Here is a 15,845-nt window from a genome sequence, read left to right as displayed (position 1 = left end):
CCCAACAGTGCTACGCGTCGTATTTGATCATATAGCCGGAACCACGGATCGTCTTGAGCAGGGGCTTGTCGAAGTCCTTCTCGATCTTGGATCGCAGCCGCGACACGTGCACATCGATCACATTGGTCTGCGGATCGAAGTGATAGTCCCAGACGTTTTCCAGAAGCATCGTCCGGGTGACGACCTGCCCGGCATTCTTCATCAGATATTCGAGCAGCCGGTATTCGCGTGGCTGCAGCGTGATTTCGCGCCCGGCCCGGCGAACCTCGTGCGAAAGGCGGTCGAGTTCCAGATCGCCGACACGGTAGACGACCTCCTGCTCCGGCGCGCCCTTGCGCCGACCAAGCACTTCCACCCGCGCCAGAAGCTCGGAAAACGCATAGGGCTTGGGCAGATAATCATCACCGCCTGCCCGAAGACCGGTGACCCGGTCGTCGACCTGGCCCAGCGCCGACAAGATGAGAACGGGGGTGTGAACGCCGCGCGCCCGCAGCGCGGAAATGACCGACAGTCCGTCGCGCCGCGGCAGCATGCGGTCGACAACCAGCACGTCATACTCGTTTTCGCTCGCCATGAACAAACCGCTCTCGCCATCGCCCGCATGTTCGCAGGTGATGCCGGCCTCACGAAAGGCCTTGGTCAGGTAGGCAGCTGCCTCAAGATCGTCTTCAATAACCAGTACGCGCATGGCGGCGACCATATCGCCATTGTCATCCGCGTTACAAGCTGCCTCATGGGTTTCATCAAAAGACATCACAGCAACTCCACAAGGGGCTGAACAAAAAGGGCGCACAGGCTTTCCCGTGCGCCCTTCGTTCATTTCGTCAGAGCCGGTCAGCCGGCATCCTCGTTGTCACTGCCGGTCGGCAATGCGGTGAACATGCTGCCGTTTTCGGTTTCTACCTGGAACAGGGCCTGCTTGCGCCCATTGCTCGCGGCATCCTCGACCTGCTTGAGAATATCGCCGGCCGAAGCAACTTCCTTGTTGTTGACGCTCAGGATATTCTGTCCTTCGCTCAGCCCCTTGGCCGCAGCATCGGAATTCGGGTCAACGGCGGTAACCGTCACGCCCTTGCCGTCATCTGCCGGCCGGACCTCAAAGCCCATCTGGGTCATCAGCGAGCTTTCGGCAGGACCGCTCTGTCCTTCGGATGCGGCGAGCTGGTCTTCGGTTGGGAACTCACCGAGTTTGACGTCGATCATCTGGGAACTGCCATCCCGCCAGACGGAAAGCTCGACATCGTCACCCGGTTCCATCATGCCGATCATCCGCGAGAGCGAGCGGGCATCCTCAATGACATCACCGTTAACGGCGGTAATCACATCGCCCTGCTTCAGACCGGCTTTCGCGCCGGGGCTGTCGGAGGTCGGTTCGGAAATCAGCGCTCCTTCCGGCTTGGCGAGACCAATCGATTCGGCAATATCCTCCGTGACAGGCTGGATGCGCACACCGAGCCAGCCGCGTTCGACGGTGCCGTCGTCGATCAGATCGTTGACAACATCCTGCGCCAGATGCGCCGGGATGGCGAAGGCAATGCCGACATTGCCGCCCGACGGCGAGAAGATGGCGGTGTTGATACCGACAACCTCACCGTTGAGATCAAAGGTCGGACCGCCGGAATTGCCATGATTGACCGCTGCGTCAACCTGAATGTAGTCGTCATAGGGGCCGGAGGCGATATCGCGTCCAAGCGCAGAGACAATGCCCGAGGTGACCGTGCCGCCAAGGCCGAATGGATTGCCGACGGCAACCACCCAGTCACCGACCCGCAGGTTGGAATCATCGGCGAAATTCACATAGGTGAAGTCACGGTCGGCATCGACCTTGAGCACGGCGAGGTCGGTGCGGGGGTCGGTTCCGACGAGCTTGGCATCGTATTCGGTTCCGTCATCCATCAGTACCGAAAAGGCATCGCCTTCGCGGACAACATGGTTGTTGGTGACGAGGTAGCCATCCTCGGACACGAAGAAGCCCGACCCCTGGGCCACCGGACGCGGACCGCCATTGCGCGGCTGCGGCGGCTTTTGTGGCTCGATGGGCGCGCCGAAATCACGGAAGAAACGCTTGAGGGGGTGGTCGTCGGGAAGATTGTCGAAGCCGCGACCGCCGAAACCAAAGCCGAAACCATCATTCTGGGCGACCGGCTGAACATCGCTTTCAACGACAACGGAAACAACGGCGGGCGATACCGCTTCAACCACATCGGCAAAGCCCGGTACCTTCGGCGCATCGACATGAACCGCGTCGGCGTACGCTTCGGGAACTGTAAGGGGCGCACCCGCCGAAAACAGAACGGCGGCAACACCGGCAACCGCCGATGCTTTCAAAATCGGCTTGAACTTGTTGTGTCCGGAAGTCTGGTCGAACATCTGGTCTACCTTTTCCTTTAGTGACTGTTTTGAAGCTGTCTTCAAATCGGATAAAGGCACTATAAAGGTTACGACCTTACAGAAATCTGTCCACAAAATGACGGATTGTTAATTCTCGTCGCCATCAGCCAGCAGACGGTTCAGGCGGGCCTCTTCGTCCTTTGAAAGCGGGCGATCCGGCGCACGGCGGCTTGCCGAAAGCCGCCACAAAACCAGCCCTCCGAACACGATCAGAACACCCGGCGCGCCCCATAATAGCCACGTCTTGGGCGAAAGGCGCGGCTTCAGCAGCACGAATTCGCCATAGCGGGAAACGACATAATCGAGCACTTCTTCGTCGCTGTCGCCATCAACAAGACGGGCCCTCACGAGCAGCCTGAGGTCACGCGCCAGATCTGCATTCGAATCATCGATCGACTGGTTCTGACACACCATGCAGCGCAGTTGCGCGGAAATCGCACGCGCGCGGGCTTCCAGCGCCGGGTCGTCAAGCACCTCGTCGGGGGTCACCGCCCGGGCGGTTGCCAGCGGCAACAGCAGCAAAAGCGCGATCACAAAAACGCGGAACCTCATCCTGCCGCCCCTGCCTCAACTGCGCGGCGCTTGCGGCTGCGTTCCGGCGCTCCGACGCGAAGCCGGCGGTCCGTGAGCGAGACCACGCCGCCAAGCGCCATGGCGACACCGCCGAGCCAGATACACAGGATGAACGGTTTCCACCACACTCGCACCACCCAGGCGCCATCGGCACGCTCGTCGCCAAGCGAGACATAAAGCTGGCTGAGGCCAAATGTGGATATCCCGGCCTCCGTCGTCGGCATGTTGTTGGAAAGATAAACCCGTTTGGCCGAATAGCTGTTCCTGACCACACGGCCTTCGCGTGAGATCGTGAACATGCCCCGTTCATCGAGATAGTTCGGCCCTCTGACCGGCGTCGTGCCGTCGAAGGTCACCGTATAGCCACCGGCATCAACGGTGGTCCCGGGTGTCATTTCCAGAACCGCTTCGGTTTCATACAAAGACACGGCAACAATGCCCAGCACCGTCACGCCGAGGCCGAAATGGGCAAGCGCCGTACCGAAAGCGGAACGCGGCAGACCGACAAGCCTTGGCCAGACGCGCGACAGCGGCATCCGGCCGAACCCGGAGCGATAACAGAGATCGCTCACGGCGCCGAATATCAGGAAGAAGGCGATCGCCACGCCAAAGAGAGAAAGCACAGGCCCGCCGGAATGGAAATAGATGAAGCCGGCAGCCAGCACGAGCGCAAGAATGCCGGCAACCAGCAGGCGCTCGCTAGCAGCCTTCAGGTCACCCCGTTTCCAGGAAAGCATCGGACCAAAGGGAACAGCAAGCAGAAGCGGGATCATCAGGAACCCGAAAGTCATGTTGAAGAAGGGCGGACCGACGGAAATCTTGTCACCGGTCAGCGTTTCCAGCAGAAGCGGATAGAGGGTGCCGGTCAGAACCGTTCCCGCAGCAACCGTCAGGATCAGGTTGTTGAAGACCAGCGCGCCCTCCCGCGAGATCGGCGAAAACAGGCCGCCCGAGCGCAACAGCGGCGCCCGCCAGGCAAACAGCGCCAGCGACCCGCCGACGAAAAACGCCAGGATGGCGAGAATGAAAATCCCGCGCGTGGGGTCGGTCGCAAAGGCATGCACAGAGGTCAGAACGCCGGACCGGACCAGAAAGGTGCCGAGCAGAGACAGCGAAAATGTCAAGATCGACAGCAGCACCGTCCAGATCTTCAACGCTTCACGTTTCTCCATCACCAGTGCGGAATGCAGAAGGGCCGTGCCGGCAAGCCACGGCATGAACGAGGCGTTTTCAACCGGGTCCCAGAACCACCAGCCGCCCCAGCCAAGTTCGTAATAGGCCCAGTAGGAGCCCATCGCGATACCGGCTGTCAGAAACAGCCATGCCAGCAACGCCCACGGTCGCACCCAAAGCGCCCAAGCCGCGTCGATCCGCCCGCTGACAAGGGCAGCGACCGCAAAGGAAAAACAGACCGAAAAGCCGACATAGCCGAGATAGAGCAGAGGCGGGTGGATCGCGAGACCGAAATCCTGAAGAACCGGGTTGAGATCCTGACCCTCACCGGGCACCGGAAACAACCGCATGAACGGGTTCGACGTCGTGATAATGAACAGCAGAAAGGCCATCGCGATCAGCGCCTGGATCGAAAGCACATTGGCCCGAAGGTCATCGGGGAGGTTCCGGCTGAAGGCCGCTACGAGCGCGCTGAACAGTGTCAGGATCAGAAGCCAGAGCATCATCGATCCCTCGTGGTTCCCCCAGACACCGGAAAACTTGTAGACCAGCGGCATCAGCGAATGGGAGTTCTCCCAGACATTGCGGACCGAAAAATCGGAAACAAGATGGCTGCGGATCAGCACGCCGAAGGAGAGCGCCACCAGGGCAAAGAGCGTCAGCGTGCCACTGACGGCAACCGACATCAGCTGCGAGCTGTTTCGCCTGACGCCGATCATCGGTACGATGAAGGTCGCCAGCGCAACGGCAAGTGCCAGAACCAGTGCGAAAAGTCCAAGTTCGACCGTCACGGAGCGGCCTCCCCTTCGCCTTCCCACACGCCGTCTTCCTTCAGACGCTCGGCAACTTCTCTGGGCATGTAGTTCTCGTCATGCTTGGCAAGCACGGTATCGGCGTGAAAGGCACCGTCGCCATCAAACCGGCCCTCGGTCACCACACCCTGCCCTTCGCGGAACAGGTCCGGCAATATCCCGGCATAGCGCACCTCAACGGCACCGCCACCGTCAGTCACGGTGAAAAGAACATTTGAATTTTCGACGCGCTTGATCGAGCCCTCTTCGACAAGCCCGCCAAGCCGGATGCGCGTTCCTTCGCCGACCGGTTTTTCGGCAAGATCGGAAGGCATGTAGAAATAGGAAACGCTGCGCGAAAGCGCGAACAGCACCAGCAACACCGCTACCGCGATAAAACCGACACCGCCAGCTATGACCGCCAGCCTTTTCTTCTTTCGATTCAAGGCTCTACTCCCGAAACCTGCAACGAATCCCCAAAGGCCGTCAAACGTGCGGCCGCTTCGCTTCCCTCTCCATAGTAACCGATTGCTTCCTCAAGTGCCAAAGCCGCATTATCCTGCTGCCCAAGCACGGCATATGACCGTATCAGACGCATCCAGCCATCGATATCATCGGGGTTTTCATCCAGTCTCTGCTCAAGCCCCGAGACCATGCCGTCAATCATGTCTGCACGCGCCTGCCTGGAGAGCTCGGCGGCGGCGGCAACCGCCTCTTCATCCGGCCCGTTTGCAACAACGCCATTATCGGCAAGCTGCTGATTATTCTGCGCGATACGGCTGGCAACCATATCCCGCCAGGGAGAACTGGCCGGAAGCGCTGCCTGCAAACGTTCGAACCGTTCGACGGCCACGGCGAAATCGCCCGATTGTTCAGCCGCAAGCGCAATGAAATAGAGCGTCCGCAGCTCGTCCGGATCGATCGCCTCGGCCTGCCGGAACACGTCCAGCGCCTCATCGGTAACAACGCCCGCGTTCAGGGCAACGATTGCTTCACCAAGCCCGGCAAGGCGTTCGGCAGTGGGGCCGGAAACACGGATCGCATTGGCATAGGCGTCCTGCGCATCCTCAAAACGGTTTTCACGAAGATAAATCGGCGCGATCACATCCCATCCGCGCCCGTCGTCGGGATGTTCCGCCAGATGTTGTTCCACGCGCGCCACCAGAACGGCAAGGTCCGGCTCATCGGCGTTCATTCGGGCAGCCAGCGGCTGATCAGAAGCGCCGGGCGTTCCCACAAGCGGGTAAACAAGCCCCCCGCCAACCATCAAAACCACGATTGCGGCAATGGCGCCCCACCGCATAAAGGATTGATTGCCGCCGGGTACGCCAGCCTTGCCGCTGCTATCATCGACAGCGAGCAATCGTCTTCCGATCTCGGCCCGCGAGGCCTCATATTGCTGCTCGCTGAGCAGCCCGTCCTTACGTTCCCGCTCAATTTCCAGCAATTGATCGCGGTAGACGGCAGCCTGGCCGGCGGCGGCGTCATCCTCGGCCTGACCCGATTGCCGAAAAAGCGGAAGCGCAACCGCAACGGCTGCAACAAGGAGCATGACGAGGGCAACGGTGGCGAAAATCATAACACTACCTTCGTACGCCACCCTCGCAAAATAGCCAATAGATTAAAGGCTTATTGCTCCACTCTGCCACAAAAAGTCGCAGATGCGGATGCCTTGGAAACAGGCTAGTTCAATAATGTCCACAACCCATCCGGTTCACGACAGGCAGCGCCGCGCCCGACATATTCGCGACCCTGGACGGTCACTTTCTGCGTATATTGCCGGCAGTTCTGGTCGCCGACCTGATAGGGACTGGCGGCAGTCACGCTGCCCTGTGCGTCTCTGCCCTGCCAGGAAACAGTTTCACCTGCCGGCGCGGAGGCAAGCGCATACTGTTCCGCCTGAAGCGCTTTTGCATGATCGGCCGGCGAAAGCACAACGCCGGAACGATCCACCAGACCGCCATCAAACGAGGCAGCAGGAACGGATTGCGCGGGCGTAACCGTTTGAGCCGATCCGGTCGGTCGGACAGGCTGTGTTGTTGAACAACCCGCGATCACAGATGCAACGGCGACAAGCAGAAAAATTCGTTTCACGATGTTTTTGGTCCCCTGAACCTGAAAAAAGTCATCTCGGCACACGCTGCCCGATACCATGACGGTCCCGTGCAGAAAACATGAAATACAACCCGGTATCGTCTCGACGTAGAAACAGATTATGGCCAGAATTCGCCCGCAACCAACCGGATCGGTGTGTTCAACCGCCTATTTTCTGCACTTTGCCGGCAATACGATTCTTGCATGCAAACCGGCCCCTTCAAGGCCGGTCAGCTCAAACCGGCCTCCATAAGCCTGCACAATATCATCAACGATGGAAAGACCCAGCCCCGAGCCTGAACCACTTTCGTCAAGGCGCTGACCGCGTTTCATCGCGGTCTGGATTTCCTCCGGCGTAAGGCCGGGGCCATCGTCGACAACGGTAATCTCGGCCCAATCGCCGGCCTCTTCAAATGCTTCAAGTCGTTGTGCGCTGACCCGAACCTCGCTTTTTGCAAAACGCGCGGCATTTTCAAGCAAATTGCCGACGACCTCTTCAAGGTCCTGCTGCTCGGCCGCGAGCACAAGCCCTTTCGTACACGACAGCGAGAATTCCGTATCGGGGTTGAGACGGCGCATAACGCGAACCAGCCGTTCCAGAACCGGACCCACCTCACAGCGTGTCAGCACAGACTCGGTCTGTGCAGCGATCCTCGCCCGGTTGAGATAAGCCTGAACCTGCGCCTGCATCATGACCACCTGCGAGGCGATCAGCTTGCCACCCTGCCCCTCCATGCTTTGGGCTTCGTTCAACAGCACGGCGATCGGGGTTTTCAGCGAATGCGCCAGATTGCCGACCTGCATGCGGGCACGCTCGACAATGGCGCGATTATTGGCGAGAAGCGCATTGATTTCATCTGCAAGCGGCTGAATTTCAACGGCGAATTTCCCCTTCATCTCGCCTTCGCCGCGCTCGGAAATCTGGCTGAGCGCCGCCCGTGCGCTGTCGAGCGGACGCAACGCCCACAAGATGATCAGCCCGTTGAGCAGAACACTCGCGACACCGAACAGAGCAAGCGCAACATAAAGCCGGCGCGAAAACCAGCGGACATCGCTGTCGACCGCATTGCGGTTGCCCGAAACCCGAACCCGGGTTGCCCGGTCATTGTCGTCCATAACGACCACGGTTTCCATGACGGCCACGTCATTGCCCTGCTCATCGCGAACCATATAGGTGCGGCGGAAATCGCCATCATAGGGCACTTCGCTTTCCGGTCTTGTCGGCAGGTCCGTCTCCCCGAGAGAGGGAGAGCGCAACGGGTCCTTGGTATTGTCGTAAAGCGGATCGACAACCCAGTACCACCCGGTCTGCGGCCGTTTGTATTTCAGGTCGCCGAGCTGCGGCGTACCTTGAAGCTCTCCTTTTTCATCGATCGATACGGAATTGACAACATTGAACATTTCCGCCTGCAGAAGCTGACGGAAACCACGCTCGGCCGTGTTTCTGTATAGGGCTGAAATCACCACGGCGATCACCACAAGCGCCATGACAAACCAAACGGTCGTCAGCGCCAGAGAGCGCAGTGTGAGTGAATTCGCCCATTTCATTCAGGAACCTGCATCCGGTAACCGAGACCGCGGACAGTCTCGATCAATTCGGGCCCTACCTTTTTACGCAACCGTCCGACAAACACCTCGATCGTATTGGAATCACGATCGAAATCCTGATCGTACAGATGCTCCGTCAGTTCCGTACGCGACACGACCTCGCCCTGATGATGCATCAGATAGGACAGAAGCCTGTATTCATGCGAAGTCAGCCGCAACAACACGCCGTCAAGGGTGGCCTTCGAGGCCTTCACATCGAGTTCGATCGGCCCGCATGTGATCGTGCCTGTCGCATGCCCCGCAGCCCGGCGGATCAGCGCACGGATGCGCGCCATCACCTCCTCGATATGGAAAGGCTTGGTCACATAATCATCCGCGCCGGCATCGATCCCGGCAACCTTGTCGCTCCAGCGATCACGCGCGGTGAGGATCAGGACCGGCATCTTCCGCCCGGCGCTGCGCCATTTTTCCAGAATTGTCACGCCATCCATGGCCGGCAGCCCTATATCCAGGATCACCGCGTCATAGGGCTCCGTATCACCCAGAAAGTGCCCTTCGACGCCGTCATAGGCACAGTCTACCACATAGTCGGCGTCCCTGAGCATCTGGGCCAGCTGACGGTTGAGGTTTTCGTCATCTTCGATCAGAAGGATACGCATTTCGGTCAATTCACTGTTTTGCGGTCAGGATCGGCGGTACGGCACACGGGCCGCGGGTCGGATCAACGCGCCGGGACACGGCGGGTCACCTTGCGCGGCATATTGCCATTGCTTGCGGGTACGATAACCGTCACCAGACAGCCGTCCCCGTCCGGCGCGGGCACAGCTGACAACAATTCGCCCCCCGTGCTATTCACGACCGCTTTGGCCGCCGCCGCGCAGGAGGCCGCATCAGCAGGCCCAACCTGCCCTGCAAACAGCAGAACGCTTGCCAACACGATCTGTATTCCATGCGTCTTTCTGAACATCGCGCAGTTTTTCCCAAAGCAGTTCATTCAGCCACCACTCATAAGAATAGTTGGCTGAACTGCAAATGAATAGTCCCGTTCATCTTCACAAAACCGCTTGCCCGCCGGGTTTTCCAGCCCGGCGGGATATTTCGCAAACAGTACTATCGAACCAATGTATCCTTTGCCGAAATACGCCCGAACAGCGCAAGCAATCCACCGGACGCACCGGCAAAGGTCGTGATTGATGTGGCCAGATCGCTCTGCATGCCCTCATCCAGATAGATTCCCCCCATCTGGAAGAGCGGAGCGGCAACCGCAAGCAGTGCGCCCCATACGGTCTTGGAGAGATACCATTTTTTTGCGTAATCCATGCCATTTCCTTTCTGTTCAGCCTGGAAGTGAAATCTGCGCATTGAGTGCCGTTCCAAGCGGCACTTTCCGACCCATCTGGCGAAGACGAATCGAAATCAGCTCGGGCCGCGCCCCGAAATCGGCAATCTGGTCGACTTCCGGATAGAGCCATTCCGGCGATGTCGTATCGACACTGCGCACGCGCGTTTCGCCGTCGAATAGTTCCAGACGGTAGGCTTCCGTTTCCTCGTCGAGCGGGATTTCGGCAGCGCTCCAGTCATCGGCATCGATGCGGGAGCGTCGTATCCAGCGAAAGGCGACATCGCCCGAAGCCAGGCGCCAGCCCCTGAAGTGGACAGGCGAAAGCGGCGTTTCCGCGCGGATACCGCCGGCAAAGCTATAGGGCGCCTGCGGGGCGATCTGCCCGTGGGCCGTTTCGACGACATAGTTGCGCGCAAGGCCGACATGCTGAGCACGGATGCCAAGGGGAACAACCGAAGCGTTGAGCACGACGGCATCGGCCCCCGCAGATGCGCCGGCGGCCATCGCATCTTCCGTACCGTGCAATCCGCGCAGCAGGCCACCCACGCGCCAACGGCCGGGCGAAAGTTCCGCGGCATCGAGAAATCCGACGATTTCAAACACGCCGTTGTCGGCCCGGATGGCCAGCCGGTTCTCCCCGCTCAGCACCGCGGCTTTGGTTGCCGAGGCAAGACCGCCGAAATCCAGATCGATAACCAGTTCGCGGGTGAAATCGAAACGTCCGCTTATCCCCGGCATCAGTGGCGATACCAGCGTGGCAGTCGCCGCCGGCCTCTCTGCGACCGCGCCAGGCTGATAGCCCTCCGTGGTTGCCGACGATGCAATGAAGCACCGCCGCCAGGGTCTGGCAAAAACCGCAATCCGCGCGAAATCCTCCGAAGCGCCGGCCCTGTCGCGTGCTAGATCCAGAAACATGACACGCGGAGAGAAACCTTCGGAGGGCATGTTGTCCGGGCTATGCCATCGGTCTGTCACTCTTGCGACATTGCCTGCACCGGGCGAAAACGACCGTGCCTCAACCCTGATCGTGTCAGCAAGTTCAAGCCTGGTCACCATGAAACGTCCGGCGGGGCCATCCTTGAGATCAAAAACGTCGCCGATTTCCACACTGCGTTCCTGCGGCGACAGGTCCAGCTGAAGCGTGCGCACCGCGATCCGGCTTTCGCGCAACAGTGCCGACGCACGTTCGATCGCCGTCGCCTCGGACAGAACCGTCGGCAGCCCGTATCGCAACACCCGGTCATTTGCAGCAACAGCGCGGCTTGATCGTGCGCTTGCCTGCTCGTAACGGGTTGCCGGGTCCAGATAGGTCACGGTGGCTTCACCCGCCAGATCGCTGTCATGCAGGCGCGTTTCCCGCCACAGACCGGCCGCTTCATCGGGCTCTGCGAGGATTTCGATCTGCCGCGACGGCAGGCTTGCGCGCTGGCGCGAGCGAAACACCAGGCCGCCAGCGGTTTCAATGCAGTCGGCCAGATAGAGCGAAAGCAGCGGCTCGATCAGATCGCGCGCCGCATCGATATCGGCTTGCTGATATCCGACCAGATCGCCGCTCAGCAAACGGGTATCGCAGTCATGAAAGCCGTGATCGGCAAGCAGCGTGCGCACCGTGTCGGCAAGCGTCGTTGCCCCCAGCCTGCCGTTCAGCCAGTGCCCGGCCGTCCAGTTGTCACCATCGCTCCACAATTCGCTATTTTGCGGAAAGGCGGGATAAGGCCGGATATCCCAGCACCACAGAAAGATATGGTCGGGATCAACCATGCCCGCGGGGGCCTGTGCACCGGCCCACCAGTCAAGATGGGTTTCCAGAAAACGGCGCTGTTCGTCATCCGAACGTCTGCCTTTTGAAAAATACGGATAGGCGGACTCCGCCGATTTCGGATCGGCAAACACATTCGGCTGGCCGCTGCCCTTGTCGACGGCCGGGCAACCGAGTTCGGTAAACCAGATCGGCTTGGCCATCGGCGTCCAGGAAGACGGTGTTGTCGCCTCGCTGCCGCCGATCCGGTTGTAGTGCAGATTGGTCCACCAGCCTTCGAGGTCCTTGTAGCGATAGACCCATGGCTTGCCGACCAGCCCGTCGGTGATCGGGCTTCGGACACGCATCCGCCGGTCGGCGTCGCTGGCATAATACCAGTCAAAGCCCTCACCGGCCGCAATCTGGCCCTCCAGCCCGGTCGGATCGGTCGCAGTCCGGAAACCATCCGGGTTATCGGCGGCAAGATCGTCATCGCGCCAGTCGGAAAGCGGCATGTAATTGTCGATGCCGATGGCGGTGATATCCGGACTTGCCCAAAGCGCATCGAGATTGAAATAGACATCGCCGCTGCCATCGGCAGGGTGATAGCCGAAATATTCGCTCCAGTCGGCACCATAGGTCAGCGCCGTTTCCGGCCCCAGAATACCCCGCACATCAGCGGCAAGCTCAACCAGCCCTTCAACAAAAGGAAAGGCGTCGTTCTGGTCGCGAATCGCGGTCAGGCCGCGCAGTTCCGAGCCGATGATGAAACCATCGACACCACCGCTTGCTGCCGCCAGGTGTGCATAGTGCAAGATGAGGCGCCTGTAGCCGGCATCGGAACCGGCAAAGCTGACGCCATCGTCCCCCGGTGTAAAATCATGCGGCTCGGCCGTGCCCAGAAAGGCCTCGACATCGGCCCGCGCATCGGCCGTACGGTCCGTTGTCTCCGGTTGTCCGGCTGCGGGGTGACAGGTGATGCGTCAGCGCCAGGGATAGACCGCCTGTTGCGCGCCGCCGTAAGGGTCGGGCAGACCGTTTTCCTCGGGCACATCCATCATGATGAAAGGGTAGAGAAACACCTTCAGGCCCCGTGCCCTGAGATCGCCGATCGCCGCCATCAGCCCCGCATCGTTGGGCGTGCCGCCATAGGCCGGGCCACCCTCATGGGTGCTCACCACATAGGCCTCGTCGCGAACGATCCCCGAAACCCGCCAGGGCGTGCTTTCTGCAGCCCGATGCGGTGTTTCCACCCCTGGACGGATCTTGCACGCTCCGGCCCTCAGATCCGATCCGAACCAGGTAACCACCAGCGCGACGCGCTCCAGATTGGGGCAGAGCGCCATCAGTTCGTCAAAGGAGGCTTCCCAGTCCGTTGTCCGCACAAGCGTGTTGCGGTTCATAATCCGCTGCTGGCCGCTGCCGAGCGATTCCGTCACCGGAAACGGACAAAGTCCGTGCTCGGTCGCGCCCGGAATGATGGCAACGGCCTTCACCTGGTTTTCCAGCGCACCGGTGGGCCTCAGCACTTCGAACTGAAAAACCGGAATCCGGTTCCCGAACGTATCAAGCGGCAGACGTTCGAAGACGACATAGCTCAGCCCGCGATAGGCCGGCGCGTTGCCCGTTCCCTGCTTGGCCTCGATCAGAGGGTCCGGCAACTGATTGTCATCGCCGGCATAAAAGCGCATTTCGATCGTGGTAAGATCCAGCTCACGCCCGTCCGCCCAGACCCGCCGGATCGCGGCAACAGGTCCTTCGCAGATCCCGAAGGCGAAATTGCCAAAATAGAAAAAGCTTTCGACCGTCGGGCCGGCGGCTGCCTTGCCGCCGGTCCGTTCCTCGACCACTTCCTCCTCAAAGCGCGTCGCCCAGATCAGCGTGCCGCCGATCCGCGATGTGCCGTAGACGCGCGGTATCGCAGCGCCTTCCTCGGCTCCGCCCATACGGGCTGTTGGCAGGTGCCGCCCGCTGACCCTGCGCCCGCCGGGAAACAACGAATTGTCGACGGCAGCGCCAGCCAGTGCCCCCAGCGCCCGCCCGGCAACTGCGCCGAAGGGCCCGAAAACACTGCCGATCACGGCGCCTGCCGCCTGAAACACGATTGTCGCCATTGCCAGAACCTCGATCAGGAAACGGGCCGCGCCACGCCTGAGGCAGAGAGGGCCGGTCTCTTTTTGTGTATTTGAAGAATTGCGAACGCAGGCTGCGTCAGTCCGTGCCGGACCGCACGGGCGGAAAATCGGGAAACCGGTAGACACCGGCAATCCGTCGCCGCCATCCGGGAACGAGTGACGAGCGGATCACCCCCGCCTGCTCGTAGGCGTGGATGAACTGATCATCTGCGCTAAGTATCCCGGCATGTTTGGCGGCAAACTGCGCGCGCCAGCGAAACAGCAGGATATCCCCGGGGGCCATCTGTTCGAGAGCGATCGCCGTACCGCAATAACGGGCAGCGGCGTCCAGCAGCCGTTCCCGGCCGGTGCGTTCGGCCCAGTCGGCAGCATAAGGCGCGCCAATGCCGGGAACTTCACCGTAAAGCCCGCCCCACACACCCCGAATAAGCCCGAGACAATCGCTACCGACACCAATCTCCGAAGCCTGGTGGCGATAGGGTGTCCCGATCCACTTTTCGGCCTCGGCGACGGCGCGTGCCCCCATCGTCGTCATTTGAAGATCGGGCTTCCGTCATGCGTGCTTTCGCCATTCACATAGGAATAGCCGAAATCGGCACCGGGCATGTGCGGAAAGCCGCGAAAATTGAGATGATTGGCGAACTTGTTGCGGCAGGTGGAAAATGCCTTGTCGCACCCCGCCATTAGGCGCACTTGATCTCCGGCCTGGGGCATGCTCTCAAGGGGCAACCACAGATCAATGCGCATACCGCCGGATGAAAGCGCGTTGGTTTCGATGTCGAAACGATGCCCGGCAAGATTGCCGCTTTCAAAGCTCAACACACCGTGGGCGAAAAACCCTTCGGAAAAATCGCCGCCTGCCGTCACCAAAATCCGGGTATCGGTTTCAACCGCGGCAACCGTTCCGGTCGTGAAGAAGCCGGGGCTTTGCGGGTTGAAGCCACAGGCAGCATCCCCGAACACGGCATCGCAACGCCGGGTGAAGCTGCGCCCCTGCGGCTGTGACAACCGATGGGTAATCGCCCGCAATTCAGCACTGAAGCCACCGCCTTCGCGCGAAACTTCGCCGACCTCGTAGACCTGCATGATCTGGTGCTGATCGGGCGTTTGCCAGTTCACAAGAAAGACCTCCACGCGCGCACCGTCATAGTCGCCAGCCGCCAGTGCTTCTTCCGTAATGGCATCATTGGAAAAACCGCCGACGACCTCATTGGTGCTGGCCGAAAGGCCATCCTCGGCCTCGAAGCCGGAGGATGAAAAACCGCTTGCCGCCAGAAAATGCGTCCCGGCAAAAACGAGATCGCGATCATGTTCGGTAAAGCCGAGAACGGTTCCGTTTTTCAGCACAAGCCGCCAGCAGTGGCAGACAGTGGTCGCGTCCTGCACAAGGTGCGCCTGCAGCGCCGCATTCATTGCTCTCATGGCATGATCTCCACCAGCGGCACAGATGGCACACTGCCCGCATTGAAGGCTTTCATATTGATGTCGATGCGGTCGATATCGAAGCGGACCGGCACATCGAAAACATATCCGGCGAATATCTCCGCTCCATCTGCCGGCACCGCTCCGGCATCGAAGGTGACGATCCCGGTCGTCGCATCGACAGAAAAATCCGTCTCCGGGCTCTCGATCCCGTCGACCGAAACCCGCACGGTTTCGGCCACCGGTTTTTCGATCGTCCGCACAAACGCGGCCGCACTGTCGCCATAGGTCTTGATCAGCTGAAACGCGGTCGTGGCGCCATCCCCTTGCCCGATCCGTTGGTCCGAGGGACCGGGTTCGGCCAGCGGCCCGCAGGACTTGAAGTCCACCGGGTCGCGAAAGCGGAAACCGTAAAGCTGACCGTTCCGCGCTTCGAAAAATGCCGTCAGTTCATACAAATCCGCAATCGAACGAACCGCGGAACCGGCATCATAGGAGCGCCTGGAATTGCGCCAGCGCTGGTTTCTGTTTTCCCGCCCGTTGGAAAGGCTGACAATATCGGTGCGTCGCACCGGCCCGCCGCTGACGGCAAGCGACAGCCGCAACGGAAAGCGCACGTCGTGAAAGCTCGTGCTCAT

Annotated in this window: 14 protein-coding genes and 1 pseudogene; all 15 read right to left on the bottom strand. The window is 60.3% G+C overall.

The annotated features are described in order from the left end of the window. Positions 1–10: 10 nt before the first annotated feature. Positions 11–700: a response regulator transcription factor gene (locus ABID12_RS05935; protein ID WP_106304993.1), complete on the bottom strand. Its 690-nt coding sequence runs from the start codon at positions 698–700 to the stop codon at positions 11–13. A 134-nt stretch (positions 701–834) separates the two neighbouring features. Beyond that, positions 835–2,370, bottom strand: coding sequence for a Do family serine endopeptidase (locus ABID12_RS05930; RefSeq protein WP_354433473.1), 1,536 nt, complete (start codon positions 2,368–2,370; stop codon positions 835–837). A gap of 108 nt (positions 2,371–2,478) precedes the next feature. Then, positions 2,479–2,943: a cytochrome c-type biogenesis protein gene (locus ABID12_RS05925; protein ID WP_354433472.1), complete on the bottom strand. Its 465-nt coding sequence runs from the start codon at positions 2,941–2,943 to the stop codon at positions 2,479–2,481. Next, the gene (locus tag ABID12_RS05920; RefSeq protein ID WP_354433471.1) at positions 2,940–4,928 is read right to left on the bottom strand and encodes a heme lyase CcmF/NrfE family subunit; all 1,989 of its coding nucleotides are present in this window, start codon (positions 4,926–4,928) and stop codon (positions 2,940–2,942) included. Before ABID12_RS05920 ends, ABID12_RS05925 begins: the two co-directional genes overlap by 4 nt. After that, positions 4,925–5,374 (bottom strand): cytochrome c maturation protein CcmE, encoded by a 450-nt coding sequence (gene ccmE / locus ABID12_RS05915; protein ID WP_106305005.1) that lies wholly within the window; start codon positions 5,372–5,374, stop codon positions 4,925–4,927. Before ccmE ends, ABID12_RS05920 begins: the two co-directional genes overlap by 4 nt. After that, a complete protein-coding gene (gene ccmI, locus ABID12_RS05910; RefSeq protein WP_354433470.1) occupies positions 5,371–6,507 on the bottom strand; it encodes a c-type cytochrome biogenesis protein CcmI in 1,137 nt (378 codons plus the stop codon). The genes ccmE and ccmI overlap by 4 nt, the downstream gene beginning before the upstream one ends. A 104-nt stretch (positions 6,508–6,611) precedes the next feature. Beyond that, positions 6,612–7,082 (bottom strand): RT0821/Lpp0805 family surface protein, encoded by a 471-nt coding sequence (locus ABID12_RS05905; protein ID WP_354433469.1) that lies wholly within the window; start codon positions 7,080–7,082, stop codon positions 6,612–6,614. Between the two features lie 108 nt (positions 7,083–7,190). Beyond that, positions 7,191–8,570 carry a sensor histidine kinase gene (locus ABID12_RS05900; protein ID WP_354433468.1) on the bottom strand — a complete coding sequence of 460 codons (1,380 nt, stop codon included), beginning with the start codon at positions 8,568–8,570 and terminating at the stop codon, positions 7,191–7,193. Further along, positions 8,567–9,229 (bottom strand): response regulator transcription factor, encoded by a 663-nt coding sequence (locus ABID12_RS05895; RefSeq protein ID WP_106305253.1) that lies wholly within the window; start codon positions 9,227–9,229, stop codon positions 8,567–8,569. Before ABID12_RS05895 ends, ABID12_RS05900 begins: the two co-directional genes overlap by 4 nt. A gap of 62 nt (positions 9,230–9,291) precedes the next feature. Further along, positions 9,292–9,564, bottom strand: coding sequence for a hypothetical protein (locus ABID12_RS05890; RefSeq protein WP_227023625.1), 273 nt, complete (start codon positions 9,562–9,564; stop codon positions 9,292–9,294). Positions 9,565–9,680: 116 nt separating this feature from the next. Further along, positions 9,681–9,890: a hypothetical protein gene (locus ABID12_RS05885; protein WP_106305020.1), complete on the bottom strand. Its 210-nt coding sequence runs from the start codon at positions 9,888–9,890 to the stop codon at positions 9,681–9,683. A gap of 16 nt (positions 9,891–9,906) precedes the next feature. Beyond that, a pseudogene (locus tag ABID12_RS05880) lies at positions 9,907–13,764 on the bottom strand (baseplate multidomain protein megatron). A gap of 97 nt (positions 13,765–13,861) precedes the next feature. Beyond that, positions 13,862–14,320: an NlpC/P60 family protein gene (locus tag ABID12_RS05875; RefSeq protein WP_354433467.1), complete on the bottom strand. Its 459-nt coding sequence runs from the start codon at positions 14,318–14,320 to the stop codon at positions 13,862–13,864. Next, positions 14,317–15,207 (bottom strand): phage/gene transfer agent baseplate hub protein, encoded by an 891-nt coding sequence (locus ABID12_RS05870; RefSeq protein WP_354433466.1) that lies wholly within the window; start codon positions 15,205–15,207, stop codon positions 14,317–14,319. The genes ABID12_RS05875 and ABID12_RS05870 overlap by 4 nt, the downstream gene beginning before the upstream one ends. Beyond that, positions 15,204–15,845 (bottom strand): phage distal tail protein, Rcc01695 family, encoded by a 642-nt coding sequence (locus ABID12_RS05865; protein ID WP_354433465.1) that lies wholly within the window; start codon positions 15,843–15,845, stop codon positions 15,204–15,206. The genes ABID12_RS05870 and ABID12_RS05865 overlap by 4 nt, the downstream gene beginning before the upstream one ends.

The organism is Martelella mangrovi (genome assembly GCF_040545495.1).
Lineage (GTDB): Bacteria > Pseudomonadota > Alphaproteobacteria > Rhizobiales > Rhizobiaceae > Martelella > Martelella mangrovi.
Note: the sequence above shows the minus strand (reverse complement) of the source record. Positions and strands in the feature narration are given on the sequence as shown.